Raw genomic sequence first — 23,341 nt, forward strand, 5'->3', positions numbered from 1 at the left:
TGAACAGTCTTGCGGCGGCATTATGATGGTGCCGCCGTTTTCCAAAAAGGAAGCCAGATATGGCGCACTCGGCCGGCGCGAACTCTCTGAACGGATTGCAGGAGAGCTCCCGCACCATCCTCGATCATTATCAGAGCCAAGTTCGAACGCGGCGGATCTACACCATCGTTTCAATCGTGGTCTTCCTCATCATCCTCGGCGCCTCGCTCGACTTCGCCAACAGCGCGAATTCGGGCAAGTTTTTCGAACGCCTTCCCTATTTCTTCGATTTCATGAAGAGTTTTGTGCCGGACAGCCCGCTGGAGATCTTCCGCGCCATGTTCGACCTGCCGTCGCCCTTTTCCGACGGTTCGATAAAATACGACTATACAAGCGACCGCGTCTGGATCACCGACAGTTTCTACATTCCGAATTTCTTCTACCAGCTCGCGATCACGCTCAACATCGCCATCGTCTCCACCATTCTTGGCGCAAGCGGCGCGTTCATGCTCTGCTTTTTCGCTTCCACCAACCTCGTCGGTGCAGGCGTAACCCGATGGATCGTGCGGCGCATCATGGAAATCATGCGCGCTTTTCCGGAAATCGTCATCGCCGGCCTGCTCGCGGCGATCCTGTCGATCGGGCCTATCTCGGCGATCATCGCGGTCTGGGTCCACACCGTCGGCGCGCTTGGAAAGCTGTTCTTCGAAGTCGTCGAGAACGCCGACATGAAGCCGGATGAGGGCCTGCGCGCAGTCGGCGCAGGATGGATCGAGCGTGTGCGTTTCGCCATCCTGCCGCAGGTGCTGCCGAACTTCGTCTCCTATACGCTGCTGCGCACCGAGATCAACGTGCGTGCCTCAACCATTATCGGCGCTGTCGGCGGCGGCGGCATAGGCGAGGTCTTCAGCCTGTCGATTGGTCGCGACCATGCCGCCAAGACTTACGCGATCATCATCCTGCTGCTGATCACCGTCATCTGCGTCGACCAGTTCTCCGCCTGGCTGCGCCGCCGGCTGATCGGCAAGCAGTCCTTCGAATTCGGCAGGGGAGCAGCGTGATGTCCTCTGTCTTGACCCTCGACACCGCCGAGCGCAACCGCCTGCTGACCGCCTATCCGGATGTCTTCCATCGCAGCTTCATGCAGCGCTGGGGTCTCCTCCTCATTTCGGCGGCAGTCCTCATCTATCTTGGCTTCTGCTTCGCCTTCTTCAACGTCATTCCGACTTTCGTGAACGGCAACTGGGACCGTGCGGCGATCTATGTCCAGGACTGGTATTCCTGGCGTGCCCAGCCACGCTTGCGTTTCCAGAACGATCAGGTCGTTCCCCAATGGACAAGTCGCCGGCAGTATCCCGAAGGCGCCGATATCGACTGGCTGAAGCCTAGTGCCGACGGGAGCAGATACATTGTCACATTCGGCAGCGACGCCGACCGGCTGGAAGTAAGCCCGAGCCGCGTCGATGTCTATATCGACGGCAAGCTCTATCCCGTGACCATCACCCGCGACCGCGCCTCCATGCCCGCAAATGCGCCAGCCCAGATGCACCAGGACGACAACAAGGTGAATGTCTATTACGGCTTTGCCGGACAGGCAGAAATTCGAACTAGCCAGGTCTATGTGCAGCGCCGTTTTCTCGGCTGGGCGAACTTCTTCTTCGATACGCAATCGCCCTTCTGGGGCCGCAGCCTGCCCGAGGTCATCGGCCTGATCTTCTCCGGCGAACGGCTCGATGCCAATCAGTCCAATGCATCGCTGGCGTTCGACAACTTCCTCAACAATGCGAGTTGGCAGCACGGCGACATCCTGTCGAAACTGATGCAGACGCTGGTCATGGCCTTTGTCGGCACGCTGTTCGGCACCCTGGTCGCTTTCCCGCTCGCCTTCATCGGCGCGCGCAACATCATGCGCAGCCGCGCCGTGAACTGGGGCACGAAACGGCTCTTCGATTTCCTGCGCTCGATCGACATGCTGATCTGGGCACTGTTCTTCACCCGTGCCTTCGGCCCCGGGCCGCTTCCAGGGATCGCGGCAATCTTCTTCACCGATACGGGCGCACTCGGAAAAGTCTACGCCGAAGCGCTCGAGAACATCGACGACAAGCAACGCGAGGGCGTCAAGTCGGTGGGTGCGGCGCCGGTCGCCGTCCAACGTTTCGGCGTCATCCCACAGGTTCTGCCAGTCTTCATCTCGCAATCGCTCTACTTCTGGGAATCGAATACCCGCTCGGCGACCGTGATCGGTGCGGTCGGTGCGGGCGGCATTGGCCTCAAGCTGCTGGAATCCATGAAGACCAATTCGGACTGGGACAAGGTCGCCTATATGGTGCTTCTGATCCTCCTGGTGGTCTTTGCCTTCGACAATCTCTCGAATGCGCTGCGCTCGCGCGTGATGGGCAAAAAGAACCACTGAAGAGCTGCCGCATCATCATTCTGTCACGGAAATCTTTTAGCCGGGGAGCCTGCTTGCGGTTCGCCGCCAAATCACTGCACATTGCGCTCCCCATCTCGACGATCCCCAGGATAACAGCCTTGCGCTACGCTCTCTATTTCTCGCCGCCGAAGGATGATCCCCTGACCGGCGCGGCCTCGCTCTGGCTCGGTCGTGACGCCTTTACGGGCGAGACTTATCCTGCACCGAAACATGAGATGCTCGGTGCCGCGGAACAGTTCGAGCTGACCGCCGAGCCGCGCCGCTACGGCTTTCACGCCACGATCAAGGCGCCGTTTTCGCTCGCCGCCTCCGTCACCGAGAAGGATCTGATGGCGGTTGCCGAAGAGTTTGCTGCGCGCACGCCGGCCTTCGAGATTCCCGAACTCGTGCTCGGCCAGCTCGGCCGATTTTTTGCCCTTGTTCCCGGCTCTCTTCATCAACCACTTCAGGATTTCGCCGCGAAGGTGGTAAAATCCTTCGAGCCCTTTCGCGCAGCGCTCTCCGATGCCGACATCGCGCGGCGCAACCCGGAGAAGCTCAGCGAAAGCCAGCGCGCAAATCTGCATCGCTGGGGTTATCCTTACGTCATGGAGGATTTCGGTTTTCACATGACCCTGAGCGGCCAGGTACCCGCCGAGCGCGCCGATGTCATGAAGGCGATCCTGACTGAGCGTTTTGCCGGTTTCATCGGCCGGCCGCTTTCGATTTCCGGCCTTGCCGTCTTTACCGAGGAGACGCGCGGCGCCCCATTCAAAGTTCATTCCTGGCTGCCGCTCAGCGGCGCCAAAAGCTGAAAGACCTGACGATATGAGTAAAGAGACCGTCTTTTCCAACGCCCGCATCGTTCTCGAGGACGACATCCTCTCAGGATCGATCCTCATACGCGACGGCAAGATCGCTGACATCTCCGAGGGCAGTTCGGTAGCCGGCGAAGATTTTGAAGGCGACTACATTATTCCCGGCCTCGTCGAACTGCATACCGACCATCTCGAAGGCCATTATCAGCCGCGTCCGGGCATCCGCTGGCACAAGACGGCTGCCGTCCAGGCGCATGACGCGCAGATCGTCACATCGGGCATCACGACGGTCTTCGACTGCCTGCGCATGGGCGCGGACGAGGACGGCGGTTTCGAACATGGCGAGATGCGCGAGATGGCTGACGCCATCCAGTCGGCCGAAAAGGAAGGCAGGCTACGCGCCGAGCACCTCATCCACCTGCGCTGCGAAGTGTCGGCCGACAACGTGCTCGAACATTTTGCCGATTTCGAAAACGACCCGCATGTGCGGCTGGTCTCGCTGATGGATCACGCGCCGGGGCAGCGCCAGTTCCAGACGATGGATCAGTACATCTTCTACTATCAGAAGAAGCGGGGCCTGAGCAATGAAGCCTTCGCCCGGTTCGTCGCCAAACGACAGGCGGAATCGGCGCGCAACTCGACGCCGCATCGCGCCGCCATCGCCAAGGTCTGTGCCGAGCGCGGCATCACGGTCGCAAGCCATGACGATGCCACGCTTTCCCACGTCGACGAGGCGATCGATAATGGCGTCCGCCTTGCCGAGTTCCCGACAAGCTTCGATGCCGCCCGGGCATCGCACGAGCACGGCATGAGCGTGCTGATGGGCGCGCCCAACATCGTTCGCGGCAAATCCCATTCCGGCAACATCGCCGCCCGCGACCTCGCCGAAATGGGCGTGCTCGACGTCCTGTCGTCCGACTACGTGCCGCTCAGCCTGCTGCATGCACCCTTCATCCTCGCAGACGAGGTGGAGAGCATCACTCTTCCGAAAGCGATCGCAATGGTGACTTCGACTCCTGCTCGCACCGTCAGCCTCGACGATCGGGGCCGGATCGCGACCGGACTTCGTGCCGACCTCGTCCGCGTCCACCGCTCGCATGGCGTGCCGGTGACACGCTCCGTCTGGCGCCAGGGACGCCGTGTCGCATGACCCCGCACGAACCCCATGCGGCAGCCGGAGCCGAACGCGGCATCATGGTCGTCGTCGTCGGGCCGAGCGGCGCCGGCAAGGACACGCTGATGAACCTCGCTGCGCGGCGTTTTTCCGGCCGCGACAATGTGCATTTCGCCCGCCGCGTCATCACACGCCATCGCGATGCCGGCGGCGAGGATCATCTTTCCGTCTCGCTCGAAGGCTTTGCAGCCATGGAGCAGTCAGGATCCTTCGCCGTCTGGTGGGAAGCGCACGGCCTGAAATACGGAATCCCCGCCGAGGTCTCGGTGGCGCTATCAAGGGGCCATCTCGTCGTGGCCAACGGCTCACGCTCGGCGCTTCACCGCTTCCAGGCCGCTTTCCCGCGACTGAAGGTCATCAATGTCACGGCCCGCCCCGAAGTGCTCGCCAGCCGGCTGGAAGCGCGCGGGCGCGAGACACATGAGGACATCATGGCCAGGCTTGCCCGCGGCCCGCTCACCGTGCGTGGCGACTACGACGTGACGGAACTCGACAATAGCGGCTCGCTCGAAGAAGCCGAGCAGAAGATGATCGCAATCCTGGACGGGTTACTGGCCGAAGTGCACTCGACACAGTAGAGCAGCAGGATGCGCGCCATCAAAGTCGTCGATTACGACCCTTGCTGGCCGCGGCTCTTTGCTGAAGTCAGCATCGAGATATCTGCGTTGCTCGGCGAGGTCGTGCTTACCATCGATCACATCGGCAGCACGTCGGTGCCCGGCTTGGCGGCCAAGCCGAAGATCGACCTCGATGTCGTCATGATCTCAGACGAGGTTCTGCCGATGGCAATCAAGATCATGCGCGCGACCGATTTCGTCTTCCACGGTGATAGAGGCGAGAAACGATGGGGCTTCACCCGCGATTATGATGATGATGGGTTCAAGCTCTATCTCTGCGGCCCGGATAATCGCGCCCACCGGGAGCGCATCCGGTTTCGCGACTATCTCCGAGATCACCCGGAAAGAGCCCGGGCCTATGCCGAGCTGAAACGCCGCTTGGCTGTGGAGGCCGGCGGCGATCGGGATTTCTATACCGGCGGCAAGACCGAATTCGTCAGCGAGACGGTGCGGCTGGCAGCCTTACGGACATGAATCGGAGTGCGTAGGGCACCCCGTGCCCTATCAATCCCCGTCGCCCCGTCCGGAGACGATCTCGCGCTTACCGACATGGTTGGCCGGCCCGACGAGGCCTTCCTTCTCCATGCGCTCGACGAGTGAAGCGGCTCTGTTGTAACCGATGCCGAGGCGGCGCTGGATGTAGGAGGTCGAGCACTTCTTGTCGCGCATGACCACCTTGACCGCCTGCTCGTAAAGCTCGTTGCCATCCTCGGAAGCCATGGCGCTCTTGTCGAAAACGGCGCCGGCCTCTTCCTCTTCCGGTTCTTCCTCCTCGTCGGCGGTCACGGTGTCGAGATATTCGGGGCGGCCCTGCGTCTTCAGATGCGCAACGACCTTCTCCACTTCAGCATCGGAGACGAAGGGACCATGGACGCGGGCGATGCGTCCGCCCCCCTGCATATGCAGCATGTCGCCCTGGCCGAGCAGTTGTTCGGCGCCCTGCTCGCCGAGGATGGTGCGGCTGTCAATCTTCGAGGTGACCTGGAATGAAATGCGAGTCGGGAAATTCGCCTTGATCGTGCCGGTGATGACGTCGACCGAAGGGCGCTGAGTCGCCATGATCAGGTGAATACCCGCGGCACGCGCCATCTGCGCCAGACGCTGGATCGCACCCTCGATCTCTTTGCCGGCGACCATCATCAGGTCGGCCATTTCGTCGACGATGACGACGATATAGGGCATCGGCGCAAGATCCAGTTCCTGGCTTTCCTCGATCGGCGCACCTGTTCCCTTATCGAAGCCGGTCTGGACCATGATATGGATGGTCTCGCCCTTTTCGCGCGCCTGTGAGACGCGGCCGTTATAGCCGTCGATGTTGCGCACGCCGAGGCGCGACATCTTGCGATAACGCTCCTCCATCTCGCGCACCGCCCATTTCAGCGCCATGACCGCCTTCTTCGGATCGGTGACGACGGGCGTCAGGAGATGCGGAATCCCGTCATAGACGGAGAGTTCCAGCATTTTCGGGTCGACCATGATCAGCCGGCACTGCTCCGGCGTCATGCGATAAAGCAGCGACAGGATCATCGTGTTGATGGCGACCGATTTGCCCGAGCCGGTGGTGCCGGCAACAAGCAGGTGCGGCATCTTCGCGAGCTCTGCGATCACAGGCTCACCGCCGATGGTCTTTCCGAGGCCGAGCGCCAGCTTGTAGCCGCTCTTGTCGAAATCCTGGCTCTCGATCATCTCGCGGAAGTAGACTGTTTCGCGGGTGACATTCGGCAACTCGATGCCGATGACGTTGCGGCCGGGGACCACGGCGACGCGGGCCGAAAGCGCCGACATCGAGCGGGCGATATCGTCGGCCAGGCCGATGACGCGCGATGACTTCACACCGGGCGCCGGCTCGAATTCATAGAGGGTGACGACGGGGCCCGGACGGACATGGATGATCTCGCCCTTGATGCCGAAATCCTCAAGCACGCTCTCCAGAAGACCGGCATTCTGCTCCAGCGTCTCCTGCGACATGATCTCACCGAGACGTTCGGGCGGCTCCTGCAGGAGAGCACGCGGCGGGAATTCATAGCCTGATGCATCGACCTTTTCCGGCCTCGTCGCTAGGCGCGGCGACGGCAGGACCGCAGCGACCGGGGGCGTCGGCCGAGGCGCGGGGGCGGCTTGTAGCATCGGGGCGGCCTGAAGCACCGGCGTGACCTGAGGCATTGGAGTGGCCTGGCGTGCGGCCTGGGGCGCCAACGCGATCGTCGCCTCGCGAGCCCGCGGCGGCTTTTCCAGGGAAATCGCCGCCGGCGGGCGCGGAGCCACCGGCGCGGTCGTGGCAGCCGGCGGCTGGGTCGGGCGGGATGCCGACGGGGCGGGCTTCAGCGCGCCCGGACGCCATTCCATGACGCGGAACAGGGAGGTGATCGATTCGGGCGCGGTCTCGATCTTCGGAAGAACGATCGCGGGCGCCCGCACGGGTTCGCCTTCTTCGAAGGCCATGACTTCCCAGAAGGCGAAATCGGAAATCGACGACAGTTCGGAAGCGGCGCGCAGGGGGGAAGCCTCCACCGCGGCGGCCGGCGGTTGCGGCGTCTCGATCGTCTGAGCCGGCGCTGCGGCAAGTTCGCCGGGCTCCGGCAGATAGATGTCGAAGGGGACGTCGACCGCGACCGGCTCGATCCGTATTGCCTGCTGTTCAGATTGCGGTTCGCCGCGAACAGGCTCGTTCGATGGGCGGCGGCGGCTGATCAGCGTTTCGGGCGTGCGGGTGAAGCGAACGTTCGGCGCGAGCGAGAAGTTGCTCTGCCAGATCGGCGCGGCGGGCTTTTCGCCTGCAATTTCCTCCTGAAGTTCCGTTTCAAGCCCGCTGGAAAATTCCGCGGCATCGGTCAAATTGGTTCTGGGAAAACGCATGCGTCCGCTACTCACTCATGCCTAACGAATTACGACCGTACCGGGATAGAAAAGGAAGGTTAATAAGTTCCTTCCGGCCGTACCATTCCGAGACGGCCTTCCGAGACAATTTGCTGCCATTTCAACGATTTGTGTAAAGTGGAAAAATCTTCGCTTTTTTTGTCGAGGCGATTAGTGCGCCTCGTCCCAATTGCTGGCGGCGCGGGCATCGACCTTTAGCGGCACGCGCATTTCGAGCGCTGGCATAGTGGCGTTTTCCATGACCGAGACGATGATCGGCATCGCCTTTTCGACATCCTCGTCTTCGACTTCGAAGATGAGTTCGTCGTGCACCTGCAGCAGCATGCGAACGCGCTCGGCAAGGCCGGCTTCGGCCAATGCCGGCTCCATCTTGATCATCGCCCGGCGGATGACGTCGGCCGCCGAGCCCTGGATCGGCGCGTTGATCGCCGCACGCTCGTTGAAGGCGCGCACGGAGGGATTGGACGAGCGGATTTCGGGATAGTTGATTCGCCGGCCGAAGATCGTTTCGACATAACCCTTGTCGCGCGCCATCGCCTTGCGGCTTTCCATATAGTCGCGGATGCCGGGGAAACGTTCGAAATATTTCTTGATGTAGTCACCGGCTTCCGACCGCTCGATCGAGAGCTGGTTGGCGAGACCGAAGGCCGAGATGCCGTAGATGATGCCGAAGTTGATCGCCTTTGCGCGGCGGCGCACCTCGCCCGGCATGCCTTCAACCGGCACGCCGAACATTTCCGAGGCCGTCATGGCATGGATGTCGACACCATCCGCGAAGGCCTTGGTCAGCTGCGGGATCTCGGCCACATGGGCAAGCACGCGCAGTTCGATCTGGCTGTAGTCCGCGGAGATCAGTTTGCGACCCGGCGTCGAGATGAAGGCGGTGCGGATCTTGCGGCCTTCAGCGGTGCGCACCGGAATGTTCTGCAGGTTCGGTTCGGACGAGGACAGGCGCCCCGTGGTCGTCGAAGCCAGCGAATAGGAAGTATGGACCCGCCTGGTTTCCGGATGGACATAGCCGGGAAGCGCGTCTGTATAGGTGGATTTCAGCTTGGTCAGCTGGCGCCAGTCGACGATCTTGCGCGGCAGCTCGAAACCGGCAGCGGCAAGGTCCTCGAGCACCGAGGCGGAGGTCGACCATTGTCCCGTCTTCGTCTTGCTGCCGCCGGCAAGGCCCATCTTGCCGAACAGGATGTCGCCGAGCTGCTTCGGCGAACCGATATTGAAACGCTCGCCGGCGAGCTGGTAGATCTCGTCTTCCAAGCGCGCCGCACCCTGGGCCAGTTCGCCAGACAGGCGCGACAGGATCTGCCGGTCGACGGTGATCCCACGCGCTTCCATACGCGCCAGCACCGGCAACAGCGGCCGCTCCAGCCGCTCGTAAACGCTGGTCAGCCCCGCCGCCGCCAGCCGCGGCTTCAGGACCAGCCAGAGGCGCAGCGTCACGTCAGCGTCTTCGGCAGCATAATGGGTGGCGCGGTCGATATCGACGAGGTCGAAGGTGACGTTCGCCTTGCCGCTGCCCGCCACGTCCTTGTAGGGGATGGGCGTATGGCCGAGGAACTTTTCCGAGAGCGGGTCCATGCCGTGGGCGCCGGTGCCGGCGTCGAGCACATAGGAGATCAGCATCGTGTCGTCGAAACTCTTCGTCTCGATGCCGTAGCGCTTCATCAGGAGGTAGTCGTATTTCAGGTTCTGGGCGACCTTGAGTACCGATTCGTCCTCCAGCAATGCCTTCAGCCGCGGCAAGGCATCATCCATGGGGATCTGGTTTTCGGCCAGGCCACCGCCGAGCAGATCGCCGACGCCGTTCTTGTGGGCGAGCGGCAAATAGGCGGCGCGAATCTTCGTGCCTGTGGGGTCGGTGACATTGTCGGCGATCGCCATTGCAAAACCGACAAGTTCGGCCTGCATCGCATCCAGCGACGTGGTTTCGGTATCGAAGGCCATCAGGCCGGTGTCGCGCGCATCGGCGATCCATCGGTCCAGCGTCGCCAGATCGCGGATCGTCTCATAGTTCGCATGATCGAACGGCAGCGTCGCAAAGGCCTCGGCACGCGCCTTGGCAAGATCGGCGGGCGAAAAAGCACCTTCGACGCCGGCCTTCGCCTTTGCGCGCGGCGGCACGGGCACCGATTCGCCCGAAACCTCTGGGATGCCGCCGGCAACGGGTTCCGGCTCGACCGCGTCGAGATCGGGACCACGGGCTGCGTCGCCCCATTCGATAGGGACGACAGCCGGTTCGATGGCGCTCGCATCGCAGTCGCAGACTTCGGCGACGCGTCGCGTCAGCGTCGTGAATTCCATCGTCTTGAGGAAGCCGATCAGCTTCGGGCCGTTCTGCGGTTCCAGCACCAGCGCGTCGAGATCGAGATCGAGCGGCACGTCGGTGCGCAGCCGCACGAGTTCGCGCGAAAGCCGCGCCATTTCGATATTGGCAAGGATCGTCTCACGGCGCTTGACCTGCTTGATCTCGGTGGCGCGGTCGAGCAGCGTGTCGAGATCGCCATATTCCTCGAGGAGCTGGGCAGCCGTTTTCGGGCCGATGCCGGGAATGCCGGGGACATTGTCGACGGAATCGCCGGTCATCGCCTGCAGGTCGATCATCTTTTCCGGCGGCACGCCCCATTTCTCGATGACGTCGGGGATACCGATCTGCTTGTCCTTCATGCTGTCATACATGTGGACATTCGGTGTGACGAGCTGCATCAGATCCTTGTCGGAGGAGACGATGGTGACATCGGCGCCCGCGGCCTCGGCCTGACGGGCGTAGGTGGCGATGATGTCATCGGCCTCGAACCCCTCGGTCTCGATGCAGGGCAGGTTGAAGGCACGCGTCGCCTCTCTTATGAGGCCGAATTGCGGGATGAGCTCTTCTGGTGGCGCCGAGCGGTTCGCCTTGTAGGCGTCGTAGAGATCCTTGCGAAAGGTCTTGGCGGAATAATCGAAGATGACTGCAAGATGGGTCGGCGTCACCCCGACATCGGTATTGCGCGCATCCCTCAAAAGTTTCCACAGCATGTTGCAGAAACCGGAAACGGCGCCCACGGGCAGGCCGTCGGACTTGCGCGTCAGCGGCGGCAATGCGTGAAACGCCCGAAAGATGAAGCCGGAACCATCGACTAGGAAGAGGTGATCGCCTTTTTTCATGCGTGCATGGATAGCGCGGGCACTGAACGAGGTCCATATAAAGTTCGATGCGCCAGGAGCGGAAAGGATTTCTGCTCACCGAACTGTTACCGATTTGTAACGTACCGTGACCCTTGAAAAACCACATTCGTAGCTACAAATCTATGTTACCGACGCTATTGATCGCGTCGCGGGTCTGATAACCGGCTTGTCCCCCGCCGCATCAGGCTTGGACAAAGGCCTTATCCCCCTCTCCGGGCCTTTGTCCCCATTTTAAAGTCGCCATGGCCAACCTCCAGGTCATGGCGACTTTTGTTTTCCGGGCCTGCGAAGCACTGATCGCGGCTAACATTTTTGGAGCGTCCTATGCGATTTGCTGCATTGTCTCCGGCACAGTTTTGAGCCTAACTTGCAATCATGGGATTTAACCGCATGGATTCGGGAGCTTACCTTGCCAGCCAGCTGGCGAAGGGTTTTGCCCGCTCGCTTCAGCAGCGGGCAGTCGGGCTTGGTTTCTCTCCCGGTCAGTTTCCCATCCTGCTGGAGCTCTGGGCCGAGGACGGGCTGACCCAGAAACAGCTTCTCGATCGAGTCGATATCGAGCAGGCGACCATGGCCAATACGCTTTCGCGCATGGTTCGCGACGGGCTGATTGAACGCCGGCCGCATCCCTCCGACAAGCGGGCGCAGCTGATCTTCCTCACGCCGATGGCCCGTGCCATGGAGGCACAGGCGATCGAGACGGCGCGTGAGGCGGACTTGGCGCTGTTCAAAGGCTTTCGCGGCTTCGAGCGCGAGCTGACGCTGGAATATATCCGCCGGCTGCTGGAAAACGCCAAGGCGCTCTGACCGAGATTACTCACAGGCAAGGCGCGTCGGTCGCCTCCACGGTATCGGCAGCGCGCCAGCATCGGCCGTCGAGGATAGGAGGCTTTTGCGGGCAGCGAGCTTGATGCTCGGCTCGATATCCGGCTTGCCGAGTAAAAAACCCTGCACCTGGGCGCAGCCTTCTTCCAGGACGATCTGGCGCTGCGTCTCGGTTTCGACACCCTCCGTCACGACAGGCATGCCGAGACTGTGACCGAGGCCGATGATTGCGCGCACGATTGAACGCGCCGCCGCGTCGTGTTCCAGCATGCCGGTGAAGCTGCGATCGACCTTGATCTTGTCGAAAGGGAAGGTCCGCAGGTTGGAAAGCGAAGAAAATCCGGTGCCGAAGTCGTCCATGACTATGTGAACACCTAGACTGCGCAGGCGCTGCAGCGTCGCCATCACCCGATCGCGGTCGCGGATGAGAGCGGCCTCCGTGATTTCGATTTCCAGCCGCTCGGGCTCGAGCCCCGTTTCATTGAGGATTGCCTCGATCCGCTCGCAAAGGTTTGGCAGCATGAACTGCACCGGCGAGACATTGACGGCGATTTTCAACGGATGCGGCCACCGTGCGGCCTCTGTACAGGCCTCACGCAATACCCATTCGCCGAGCTGGACGATCGATCCGCTTTCCTCGGCGATCGGAATGAAGACATCCGGCTCGCTGATGCCGTGCCCCGGCCGGTTCCAGCGCATCAAGGCTTCGTAGCCGCTGACCTCGCCGCTCTGCGCATCGTAAATCGGCTGATAGCTGACATGGATCTGGTTGCGGGTAACGGCGTGGCGCAGTTCGCTTTCGATCTGGCGGCGGGCTCGCGTGGCTTCGTCCATTTCCGCATCGAAGAAACAGGCCTTGCCGCGGCCGCCGTGCTTGACCCGATAGAGCGCGATATCGGCGTTGTTGCAGATCTCGTCTGCCTCACGTCCGTCGGCCGGATAAAGGGCGATGCCGAGGCTGACGCCCACGGCGGTCGGGTCGCGTGCCATATCCATTTCGGCGGCGAATTCGTCCAGGATCGCGGCGGCGAGCTTCTGCGCGGCGGCCGGTTGCTGGCCGGCGGGCTGGATGATGGCAAACTCATCGCCGCCGAGACGGGCGATCGTATCGCTTTCATCGGCCACGCGACGGAGGATCGAGGCTACCTTGCAGAGAATCCGGTCGCCCTCGGCGTGGCCGAAAATATCGTTGACGGTCTTGAACCGATCGAGATCGATATAGAAGAGCGCCACCTTGCTGTTCTTTCGTTCGGCCATCTGCAGCGCCTGGCGGATGCGCGTGTCGAACAACGACCGGTTCGGAAGATCGGTGAGAACATCGTGGTGGGCGAGATGTTCTATCATCTCCTCGGCCTGCCTGCGCTCCGTCAGATCGCGCACTGCCAGTACGTCGCAATTGTGCCCGCGATAGACGATCCGGCTCGTATTCACCTCGACGGCAATCTGCTTGCCGCTGCTGGTGATGAGCAACCTCTCGCCCGGCCCGTTCTGTCCCTGTATGACGGTCAAAGCAGCGGACGGCGCCTTGCCGACAAGATCGGCAAGCTTCCAGCCGGATAAAGCCTGGAATCGTTCATTGGCATCGACGATCCTGCCTTCGCGCAGGATCAGCAATCCTTCCTGCGAGGCATTGGCGAGCCCTCTCAGATCCGTCAGGTGGCTTTCGATAAAGACCACCGCGATAGCGGTCAGAATGAGAGCCGTTGCCGCGATGACGACGATCGCCGCCAGCAGGCTGGTATCGAGCACCGTTGCCGGAACTTCTTTGCCGGGATCGGGCACGAGCGTGATGCTTGCCATCGAAATGAAGTGGAGAGCGCAGATTGCCAAGACGAAGCTGACCGACGAGGTGAGCAGCCGCCTCGGGCCCTTTAACCGAAAGAAGGCGTGAAAGGCCGCGCTCGACAGCAGCGCTCCCGCGAGAACCGCAGTCAGCGTCATGTAGGGATCGTAAAGGATTATCGCCTGTGTCTCGATCGCCTGCATGCCGGTCAGGTGCATCGAGGCGATGACGACCGCCATCAGGACGCCGCCGCGGATGCGCGAAAACCTGCCGCGCCCCTCCGAAGCGACGACGATCGCGGCCCACGAACCAGCAACCGACAGGAGGAAGGAAAGCGCCGTCAGCCCCAGTTGGTAGCTGATCGGCATGCCGCCGTCATAGGCCAGCATCGCGATGAAGTGCGTTGCCCATACGCCGGTGCCGAAGGCGAAAGCCGAGGCGGCTATCCAGAGCTTGCGCCGCCCGGCATCGCATTCTTGAGCGCGCGAAAGCGGCAGCATCGCTGCCATCGCGCCGATCAGGCAAACCGCGGCGGAGGCAAGCACCAGCCGCCAATCGTGATCATCCCGAATACATGTAATGACCGAAAACATCCGCTCCCCCGAACAGCTGAATTCAGTCAGACTACTTTGGTTGTACTAAATAACTGTAAATTGAATTAGCATGTTCTTCTATATTATCCGGTAATCTTCTTGCACGCCGATCTGGACATGACCGCTTTCGCGTCACCCATTTGCTTTTCCGCCTCGCCTGCCTTCCTCGTTTGGTCTATCGTCCGGCCAAATTTCAAAAAGGAGTCGAAAATGACGGATCTACAACAGGTGCTTGCGCGCGCGGATCAGAACCTCTCCTCGAGCCTCGAAAAGTTGTTCGAGCTTTTGCGCATTCAGTCGATTTCAACCGATCCCGTCTACAAGGCCGAATGCCGGAAGGCCGCCGAATGGCTTGTCGCCTATCTCATGGGGCTCGGCTTCGAAGCGTCGGTGCGTGACACGCCCGGCCATCCCATGGTCGTCGCGCACCATGAAGGGTCTTCCGCCGACGCGCCGCATGTTCTTTTCTACGGCCATTACGACGTGCAGCCGGTCGACCCGATCGAACTCTGGGAAAACGACCCCTTCGAGCCATCGATCAAGGATATTGGCGATGGCCGCAAGATCCTGACCGGTCGCGGCACCTCCGACGACAAGGGCCAGCTGATGACCTTCGTCGAAGCCTGCCGCGCCTATAAGGAGATCAATGGTGGGCTTCCCTGCCGCATCACCATTCTCTTCGAGGGTGAGGAAGAATCGGGCTCACCGTCCCTGAAGCCCTTTCTCGAAGCCAACGCCGCCGAGCTGAAGGCCGATTATGCGCTTGTCTGCGATACCGGTATGTGGGACCGCGATACGCCGGCGATTGCCGCCGCGCTCCGCGGCCTCGTCGGCGAGGAGGTTGTCGTGACGGCCGCCGACCGAGACCTGCATTCCGGTCTCTTCGGCGGTGCTGCCGCAAATCCGATCCATATTCTCGTCGAGGCGCTTGCCGGCCTGCGTGACGAGACAGGCCGTATCACGCTCGACGGTTTTTATGACGGCGTCGAGGAAACGCCCGACAACATCAAGGCGTCATGGGAGACGCTCGGCAAGACCGCCGAGAGCTTCCTCGGCGAAGTCGGCCTTTCCATTCCTTCCGGCGAAAAGGGCCGGTCAGTGCTGGAACTTACCTGGGCGCGGCCGACGGCTGAAATCAACGGCATCTGGGGCGGATATACCGGCGAAGGCTTCAAGACCGTCATCGCCGCCAAGGCCTCGGCAAAGGTTTCCTTCCGGCTCGTCGGCACCCAGGATCCGACTGCTATCCGCGAGACGTTCCGCAGTTATATCAGGTCAAAAATTCCGGCGGACTGCTCGGTCGAATTCCATCCGCATGGCGGCTCGCCGGCGATTCACCTCTCCTATGACTCGCCACTTCTGACAAGGGCGAAGACCGCACTTTCCGATGAATGGCCGAAGCCTGCCATCGTTATCGGCATGGGCGGATCCATCCCGATCGTTGGCGATTTCCAGAAGATGCTCGGCATGGAATCGCTGCTCGTCGGCTTTGGTCTCAGCGACGACCGCATCCATTCGCCAAATGAGAAATACGAGCTCGTTTCCTACCATAAGGGCATCCGCTCCTGGGTACGAATCCTTCAGGGCCTCGCCGGCTGAGGGGCGATGCGACCTTGCCGCGCGCCCGTCGAAATCCAAACAAAAAGGCCGGTCGCCCGGCCTTTCGTCATCCGCTCGGCTCGGTGCCAGTTCATCCGTGGTCAAGGAGCAAGCAGGTATTGCCGTCAGATTGCCGCCCAAAGGTTAATGGACGTTTAACGGTCCTCTGATGTGGCCCTTTCAATGTGCCATGAGAGCGTACCCGAATGTGGCGCACAAATCTCCCCCCGTTCAAGCTGCGTTCATCACGTTCGGCCTATAAGATGTTGAAAGACAAGCGAATGGTGACGCCCTAACAAATGCCGGCGATCGCTCTATCTTTTGTTCCAGATGGCATATGCCAAGGAAACGCAGCCGAGCGCTGCGTGAAAACACGCCAACCAGGAGTGAGAAGCGTGAAAAACCTCATCGTCAAAATAGCCGCAGCCGCGCTGCTTGTGCTGGCTCCGGCAATAGCGCAAGCCGCCGAGGGTTACTCGACGGCAAACGTCAACATGCGTGCGGGTCCGAGCACACGGTATCCCGCCGTCGCCGTCATACCCGCCGGTTCGCCCGTCGAAATCCGTGGATGCCTTTCCAACGTCAACTGGTGCGACGTCGAATTCTACGGCGGCCGCGGCTGGGTCTCGGGCCAGTACGTGCAGGCAGTCTATCAGCAACGCCGCGTCTATGTTGGTCCGCGATATTACCGTCCGCTGGGCATTCCGATGGTCACCTTCAGTGTCGGCAATTACTGGGACCGTTACTATCGCAACCGCGATTTCTACCGCGAGCGTGACCGCTGGAGCCGAGGCCCTGACTATTATTACCGGGACCGCTACTATCGCGATCGGGACTATCTCGATCGGGATTACCGCGATCGGGATTACCGTGATCGGGATTACGGACGTCGCGAGTACCGGGAACGCGATCGGGATCGGCGCGACGACGTTCGAAGAGAGGAAGTACGGCGGCCGGAGCGTCGGGCTACCGACACGAATTTCCGTGACCTGCCGCAGTTCAGAGGCGGAAAGGCTGACACCTACAATCGTCCCGACCCCAGGGCCTCGCCTTTCGTCTGCCGCCCAGGCGACCCTGCCTGCGACTGAAAATATCGAGGGCGGCAGTGATGCCGCCCTCTTTGCACACGGTGGCCGCAATGCCAAAGCCGAGCGAAGAAAAAAGCCCGGCGCTCCTTGAGGGATGCACCGGGCCTGATGTCGATCGGCTCGCGTTGAGGGGAGACGGCCGATCAAGCGCGGGACGTGAGGGGGGTGTCCCGCTTCCCGATAAACACTCCTCGCGCCTATTGGTTCCGCTCGCCGCATAAATCGTTGAATCGGAAACGCCCTTTGACTGCGCAAAGCGTCCCGGCTCTCTGATCACGATCCTGTGCCTCGATAGCGTGTCCCCGTCGCCGTCGCCTTTAACATCCCGTTAAATCGCCGCAATTACAGTTCAGCCGGATGATCGCGTCGCCCACTGCATAGTTCCTTAAACCGAAATCAATTTAAGGACAAAATTATGCAGCACTTCAAAGTGCTACAGCGTCCTTTGCGCGTCTACAAAGACACGCGGCGCTGTAAATGGGCGCCGTTATGCGAAGTGGGCTTCGCGATCGAACAGAGGATGCGACCGGTCCGCGATGGCAGGCAGAGGCAGATCAGGCGACAGAATCGAACCGTCCTTCAGCGGCCGTCCGGCACGCGACGATGATGAATTTTCTCTCGACGCGGATGACCGCGTCATCACAAGCAGATCCGGGCGGCGCGGCGGCTCAAAGTCCCCGCCGCGACGCGTCGCCCGCCAGCGGCGGCGCGAGCCGCGGGAGCGTGATGGCGGCGGTTTTTTCGGCTTCCTCCGCGGCGTGGTCTACTGGTGCGTCGTACTTTTCATCTGGGCCGGCATCGGCGTTGCCGGGCTTGTCGTCTATTACGGCTCGCGCATGCCGAGCGCCAGCACGTGGGCGATCCCCGAGCGGCCGCCGAACGTCAAGATCACTGCCGTCGATGGCAGCGTCATCGCCAATCGTGGCGCCACGGGCGGCGAGGCGCTGTCGCTCGAAAACATGTCGCCCTATATTCCCGAAGCCGTCATCGCTATCGAAGATCGGCGTTTTTATTCCCATTTCGGCGTCGATCCGCTTGGCCTCGGGCGGGCGATCGTCACCAATTTCGCGGCCGGCCATATGGTGCAGGGCGGCTCGACGCTGACGCAGCAGCTTGCCAAGAATCTCTTCCTCTCTCCCGAGAGAACGCTGGAACGCAAGGTGCAGGAAGTGCTGCTCGCGCTTTGGCTGGAGCAGAATTATACCAAGGACCAGATCCTTGCGATGTATCTCAATCGGGTGTTCTTCGGATCGAACGCCTATGGTGTCGAGGCGGCGTCGAGACGCTACTTCAACAAATCGGCGCGCGATGTGAACCTCGGCGAGGCAGCGGTATTGGCAGGCCTGCTCAAGGCGCCGTCGCGGCTTTCGCCGGCCCGTGATGCGGAAGCGGCGAATGCGCGCGCTCAGCTCGTGCTCGCGGCCATGCGCGAGCAGGGTTTCATCACCGATTCCGAGGTCAAAACAGCGATGTCGCAGACCCCGGCTTCGGCCAAAAGCTACTGGTCGGGCGCCGGGCACTATGTCGCCGACATGGTGATGGATCAATTGCCCGGACTGATCGGCGACATCAAGGAAGACGTCGTTGTCGATACGACTATCGACAAATCCCTGGAGAAGAAGGCAGAACAATCGCTGGTCGACGTGCTCGACAAGGAAGGCGGCAAGCTCGATGCCTCGCAGGCGGCCCTCGTCTCGATCGACGGCACCGGAGCAATCCGAGCACTCGTCGGCGGCAGAGACTATGCGACGAGCCAGTTCAACCGTGCCGTCAAGGCCAAGCGCCAGCCGGGATCTTCGTTCAAGCCCTTCGTCTATGCCGCGGCGCTGGAAAAAGGGCTGACGCCTTTTTCGGTGTTGAACGACGCGCCGATCCGCATCGGCGACTGGACGCCGGAGAACTACGAGAAGAAATACAATGGCGAAGTGACGCTTGCGACCGCGCTCGCCAAATCGCTGAACACGGTAGCCGCGCAGCTGGTGATGTATGACGGGCCGGATCAGGTGATCAAGCTCGCCCACCGGCTCGGCATCGAAAGCGAACTGCAGCCGAACGCCTCGATTGCGCTCGGCACATCCGAAGTGTCGCTGATGGAACTCACCGCCTCCTATGCCGCCTTCATGAACGGCGGCTACAAGGCCACGCCGCACGTCATCCGCCGGGTAACCACCGCCGAGGGCAAGGTCCTCTACGAAAATACCTATGACAGTCCGCCGCGTGTGCTCTCCGAAGAGATCGCCGCCCAGATGGACACGATGATGATGGGCGTCATCGAAAACGGCACCGGCAAGAGCGCCAAGATTCCTGGCTGGCAGGCGGCGGGAAAGACCGGCACGACGCAGAATTCACGCGACGCGCTCTTCGTCGGCTTCACCAGCAACCTTACAACAGGCGTCTGGTTCGGCAATGACGACGGCAAGCCGATGAAGAAGGTGACCGGCGGCGGTCTTCCGGCCAAGGCCTGGAAGGAATTCATGATCGCCGCCCACAAGGGTCTTTCGCCGGCGCCGCTGTTCGGCAACGGCCAGCTGATTGACAATCCTACCAATGGGCAGCCGATGGCTGAGGCAGCGCCCGACGGCGGGCAGCCGGTCACGGCCGAAGTGCCGCCACCGACAACGATCGGCGGCATCATTTCCGGCGTCTTCGGCGGCGGCGAGAATACCGAACGTTATCCGCAGGCGCCTGTCCGGCAACAGCGGACAAGCCAAGGAACCGCTCCAGTTCCTCCTGCAGACGTTGCCGAAGGCGGCGGTCCAGGCTACGAAGGCATGGTGCCGCCCGGTGATATCGGCGGGCCGCAGACGACCTCTTCGGTGCAGCCGCGGCGCACGACCCTGCTCGATCTGATCATGGGTCAGTGAAATTCCTTGCTGCATGCCCGGCGCAAGCCATATATCCTAGAAATCTCACGCTTTCCGGAGATGGAGCGACCTCTTTCCCGGCCCCTGCGAAAATTGAGGGCAACACATTCGTTTTGCTGGATTCCGGGCTATTTCCCGCCTTGCAGTCCAGAAAACCGCTCCTTATATACGCCGCATCACCGCAATCACGATTGCGTAATCTTAAGTAGGCCCATCCCGTAAGGGGCTGTCAGGGAAATGCCTTCTGGGGGTTCCGACAGCTTGCTTCAAGGAGAGAATGACATGGCAAAAGTAATTGGTATCGACCTTGGAACGACGAATTCCTGCGTCGCGGTCATGGACGGCAAGGACGCGAAGGTCATCGAGAATGCGGAAGGTGCGCGCACGACCCCTTCCATGGTGGCCTTTTCCGATGACGGCGAACGCCTCGTCGGTCAGCCGGCCAAGCGCCAGGCGGTCACCAACCCGACGAACACCCTCTTTGCAGTGAAGCGCCTGATCGGCCGCCGCTACGAAGACCCGACCGTCGAGAAAGACAAGCATCTCGTTCCCTTCAGCATCGTCAAGGGCGACAATGGCGACGCCTGGGTCGAAGCCAATGGCAAGGGCTACTCGCCCGCACAGATTTCCGCGATGATCCTCCAGAAGATGAAGGAAACCGCTGAATCCTATCTCGGCGAAAAGGTCGAGAAGGCCGTCATCACCGTTCCCGCATACTTCAACGACGCGCAGCGCCAGGCAACCAAGGATGCCGGCAAGATCGCCGGCCTCGAAGTCCTGCGTATCATCAACGAGCCGACCGCTGCCGCTCTCGCCTACGGCCTCGACAAGAAGGAAGGCAAGACGATCGCCGTCTACGACCTTGGCGGTGGCACCTTCGATATTTCGATCCTCGAAATCGGCGACGGCGTCTTCGAAGTGAAGTCCACCAACGGCGATACCTTCCTCGGCGGTGAAGACTTCGACATGCGTCTGGTCGAATATCTCGTTGCCGAATTCAAGAAGGACAACGGCATCGACCTGAAGAATGACAAGCTTGCCCTGCAGCGCCTCAAGGAGGCTGCGGAAAAGGCCAAGATCGAACTGTCGTCCTCGCAGCAGACCGAAATCAACCTGCCGTTCATCACGGCTGACGCGTCCGGTCCGAAGCATCTGACGCTGAAGCTGACCCGCGCAAAGCTCGAAAGCCTGGTCGACGACCTCGTCCAGCGCACGATCGCACCCTGCAAGGCAGCCCTCAAGGACGCCGGCGTCACCGCTGCCGAAATCGACGAAGTCGTTCTGGTCGGCGGCATGAGCCGCATGCCGAAGGTGCAGGAAGTCGTCAAGCAGCTGTTCGGCAAGGAGCCGCACAAGGGCGTCAACCCGGATGAAGTGGTTGCGCTCGGCGCTGCAATCCAGGCCGGCGTTCTGCAGGGCGACGTCAAGGACGTCCTGCTGCTCGACGTGACTCCATTGTCGCTCGGCATCGAAACCCTCGGCGGTGTCTTCACCCGCCTGATCGAACGCAACACGACGATCCCGACGAAGAAGAGCCAGGTCTTCTCGACCGCAGAAGACAACCAGCAGGCCGTCACCATTCGCGTTTCTCAGGGCGAGCGCGAAATGGCTGCCGACAACAAGCTGCTCGGTCAGTTCGACCTCGTCGGCCTGCCGCCATCGCCGCGCGGCGTGCCGCAGATCGAAGTGACCTTCGACATCGACGCCAACGGCATTGTGCAGGTTTCGGCCAAAGACAAGGGCACCGGCAAGGAACAGCAGATCCGCATCCAGGCTTCCGGCGGCCTCTCCGACGCCGACATCGAAAAGATGGTGAAGGATGCCGAATCCCATGCTGCCGAAGACAAGAAGCGCCGCGAGACCGTGGAAGCCAAGAACCAGGCCGAAAGCCTGATCCACTCCACGGAAAAGTCGCTGAAGGATTACGGCGACAAGGTCTCCGAAGCCGACCGTACCGCGATCTCGGATGCGATCGCCGCGCTGAAGTCCTCGACCGAGGCAACCGAAGCCGATGCGGAAGACATCAAGGCCAAGACCCAGACGCTCATGGAAGTTTCCATGAAGCTCGGCCAGGCAATTTATGAAGCACAGCAGGCCGAAGGCGGCGCTGCTGCCGATACCTCCGCAGAAGGCGGCGACAATGTCGTTGACGCCGACTACGAGGAAATCAAGGACGACGACCGCAAGAAGTCCGCGTAATCCGCGGCGGCGTGGTAATGCTTCAACACCTGATCCGGCTGCTCACCATGGCAGCCGGAAATCCATTTCCGGGGTTTAATCCTTAATGGCAAAAGCGGACTTTTACGAAACTCTGGGTGTAGCCAAATCGGCGGACGAGAAAGAGCTGAAGAGCGCCTTCCGCAAGCTGGCGATGAAATATCATCCGGACAAGAACCCGGATGACAAGGAAGCCGAACGGAAGTTCAAGGAAATCAACGAAGCCTACGAAATGCTCAAGGACCCGCAGAAGCGGGCGGCCTATGATCGTTATGGCCATGCAGCCTTTGAGCATGGCGGCATGGGTGGCGGTGGCGGCGGCTTTGCCGGCGGCGGCTTCTCCGACATTTTCGAGGATATTTTCGGCGAGATGATGGGCGGCGGGCGGGCGCGCCAGCGCTCTGCTGGAGGCCGCGAGCGCGGTGCCGATCTTCGCTACAACATGGAAATAACGCTGGAAGAGGCCTTCTCGGGCAAGACGGCGCAGATCCGCGTTCCAACTTCCATCACCTGCGACGTCTGTTCCGGTTCAGGCGCCAAGCCCGGTACGCAGCCGAAGAACTGCGGCACCTGTCAGGGCACGGGCCGCGTGCGCGCCGCGCAGGGCTTCTTCTCGATCGAGCGGACCTGCCCGACCTGCCACGGGCGCGGCCAGATCATTCCCGATCCATGTCAAAAGTGCCATGGCCAGGGCCGGGTGACGGAAGAGCGTTCGCTCTCGGTCAATATCCCTGCCGGCATCGAGGACGGCACGCGCATCCGCCTGCAGGGCGAAGGCGAAGCCGGTGCTCGCGGCGGACCGGCCGGCGATCTTTATATCTTCCTGTCGGTGAAGCCGCATGAGTTCTACCAGCGCGACGGAGCCGATCTCTATTGCGCCGTGCCGATCTCGATGACGACGGCGGCTCTCGGCGGGACCTTCGACGTGGCGACGCTCGACGGCACCAAATCGCGGGTGACCGTGCCGGAGGGCACGCAGGCGGGCAAACAGTTCCGCCTGAAGGGCAAGGGCATGCCGGTGCTGCGTTCGGCACAGACGGGCGACCTCTATATCCAGATCCAGATCGAGACACCGCAGAAGCTCACCAAGCGCCAGCGCGAGCTGCTGCAGGAATTCGAGCAGATTTCCTCGAAGGAGAACAATCCTGAGTCGACGGGCTTCTTTGCCCGGATGAAGGAATTCTTCGAAGGCTGAGCTGCCAGTTGTTACGCGATCGCGAAAGCCGGGGCGGAAACGTCTCCGGCTTTTTTTGCCCCGCATATCCTGATTTGAGACATCGGCCGTTCATGCCGAGAGATCTGTTCCAGACCGGCACGATGCTC

15 protein-coding genes are annotated in these 23,341 nt (G+C 61.3%); 12 read left to right on the top strand and 3 right to left on the bottom strand.

Features of this window, described 5'->3' with window-relative positions; translation table 11 throughout:
* Positions 1 to 59 precede the first annotated feature (59 nt).
* The 6 genes from phnE (FFR93_RS19585) to FFR93_RS19610 all read left to right on the top strand — a co-directional run bounded on the left by phnE (FFR93_RS19585) (position 60) and on the right by FFR93_RS19610 (position 5,475).
* A complete protein-coding gene (gene phnE / locus FFR93_RS19585) occupies positions 60 to 1,040 on the top strand; it encodes a phosphonate ABC transporter, permease protein PhnE (RefSeq protein ID WP_064707581.1) in 981 nt (326 codons plus the stop codon).
* Positions 1,040 to 2,392, top strand: a complete 1,353-nt coding sequence (gene phnE, locus FFR93_RS19590; protein WP_138394425.1) for a phosphonate ABC transporter, permease protein PhnE — start codon at positions 1,040 to 1,042, stop codon at positions 2,390 to 2,392. The genes phnE (FFR93_RS19585) and phnE (FFR93_RS19590) overlap by 1 nt, the downstream gene beginning before the upstream one ends.
* A 119-nt stretch (positions 2,393 to 2,511) precedes the next feature.
* Entirely contained in the window at positions 2,512 to 3,207 is a 696-nt protein-coding gene (locus tag FFR93_RS19595; RefSeq protein WP_138394426.1) for a DUF1045 domain-containing protein, read from the top strand.
* A gap of 13 nt (positions 3,208 to 3,220) precedes the next feature.
* Positions 3,221 to 4,360 (top strand): alpha-D-ribose 1-methylphosphonate 5-triphosphate diphosphatase, encoded by a 1,140-nt coding sequence (locus FFR93_RS19600; protein WP_138394427.1) that lies wholly within the window; start codon positions 3,221 to 3,223, stop codon positions 4,358 to 4,360.
* Positions 4,357 to 4,962 carry a phosphonate metabolism protein/1,5-bisphosphokinase (PRPP-forming) PhnN gene (gene phnN / locus FFR93_RS19605; protein WP_064707577.1) on the top strand — a complete coding sequence of 202 codons (606 nt, stop codon included), beginning with the start codon at positions 4,357 to 4,359 and terminating at the stop codon, positions 4,960 to 4,962. Before FFR93_RS19600 ends, phnN begins: the two co-directional genes overlap by 4 nt.
* 9 nt (positions 4,963 to 4,971) lie before the next feature.
* Positions 4,972 to 5,475 (top strand): GrpB family protein, encoded by a 504-nt coding sequence (locus FFR93_RS19610; RefSeq protein WP_138394428.1) that lies wholly within the window; start codon positions 4,972 to 4,974, stop codon positions 5,473 to 5,475.
* 30 nt (positions 5,476 to 5,505) lie between these two features.
* Here FFR93_RS19610 and FFR93_RS19615 read toward each other — a convergent pair whose 3' ends face one another.
* The gene (locus FFR93_RS19615; protein ID WP_138394429.1) at positions 5,506 to 7,857 is read right to left on the bottom strand and encodes a DNA translocase FtsK; all 2,352 of its coding nucleotides are present in this window, start codon (positions 7,855 to 7,857) and stop codon (positions 5,506 to 5,508) included.
* 171 nt (positions 7,858 to 8,028) lie between these two features.
* On the bottom strand, positions 8,029 to 11,028 hold the full coding sequence (gene polA, locus FFR93_RS19620) for a DNA polymerase I (protein ID WP_138394430.1): 3,000 nt from the start codon (positions 11,026 to 11,028) through the stop codon (positions 8,029 to 8,031).
* A 411-nt stretch (positions 11,029 to 11,439) separates the two neighbouring features.
* Between polA and FFR93_RS19630 the strand changes: the two genes are divergently transcribed.
* On the top strand, positions 11,440 to 11,856 hold the full coding sequence (locus tag FFR93_RS19630) for a MarR family transcriptional regulator (RefSeq protein ID WP_138394431.1): 417 nt from the start codon (positions 11,440 to 11,442) through the stop codon (positions 11,854 to 11,856).
* A 6-nt stretch (positions 11,857 to 11,862) separates the two neighbouring features.
* Here the strand turns inward: FFR93_RS19630 and FFR93_RS19635 are convergent, their stop codons facing one another.
* Positions 11,863 to 14,250 carry an EAL domain-containing protein gene (locus FFR93_RS19635; RefSeq protein WP_138394432.1) on the bottom strand — a complete coding sequence of 796 codons (2,388 nt, stop codon included), beginning with the start codon at positions 14,248 to 14,250 and terminating at the stop codon, positions 11,863 to 11,865.
* 210 nt (positions 14,251 to 14,460) lie between these two features.
* Between FFR93_RS19635 and FFR93_RS19640 the strand changes: the two genes are divergently transcribed.
* The 5 genes from FFR93_RS19640 (at position 14,461) to dnaJ (ending at position 23,213) form a co-directional block, all read left to right on the top strand.
* Positions 14,461 to 15,849, top strand: coding sequence for a M20/M25/M40 family metallo-hydrolase (locus FFR93_RS19640; RefSeq protein ID WP_138394433.1), 1,389 nt, complete (start codon positions 14,461 to 14,463; stop codon positions 15,847 to 15,849).
* Positions 15,850 to 16,244: 395 nt separating this feature from the next.
* Positions 16,245 to 16,937: an SH3 domain-containing protein gene (locus tag FFR93_RS19645; RefSeq protein ID WP_138394434.1), complete on the top strand. Its 693-nt coding sequence runs from the start codon at positions 16,245 to 16,247 to the stop codon at positions 16,935 to 16,937.
* A gap of 536 nt (positions 16,938 to 17,473) precedes the next feature.
* On the top strand, positions 17,474 to 19,801 hold the full coding sequence (locus FFR93_RS19650) for a transglycosylase domain-containing protein (protein WP_138394435.1): 2,328 nt from the start codon (positions 17,474 to 17,476) through the stop codon (positions 19,799 to 19,801).
* 282 nt (positions 19,802 to 20,083) lie between these two features.
* Positions 20,084 to 22,000: a molecular chaperone DnaK gene (gene dnaK, locus FFR93_RS19655; RefSeq protein WP_064707569.1), complete on the top strand. Its 1,917-nt coding sequence runs from the start codon at positions 20,084 to 20,086 to the stop codon at positions 21,998 to 22,000.
* Between the two features lie 85 nt (positions 22,001 to 22,085).
* Positions 22,086 to 23,213: a molecular chaperone DnaJ gene (gene dnaJ / locus FFR93_RS19660; protein ID WP_064707568.1), complete on the top strand. Its 1,128-nt coding sequence runs from the start codon at positions 22,086 to 22,088 to the stop codon at positions 23,211 to 23,213.
* Positions 23,214 to 23,341: the final 128 nt, after the last annotated feature.

It is taken from the genome of Rhizobium sp. MHM7A (assembly GCF_005862215.1).
In the GTDB taxonomy this organism is placed as follows: domain Bacteria; phylum Pseudomonadota; class Alphaproteobacteria; order Rhizobiales; family Rhizobiaceae; genus Rhizobium; species Rhizobium bangladeshense.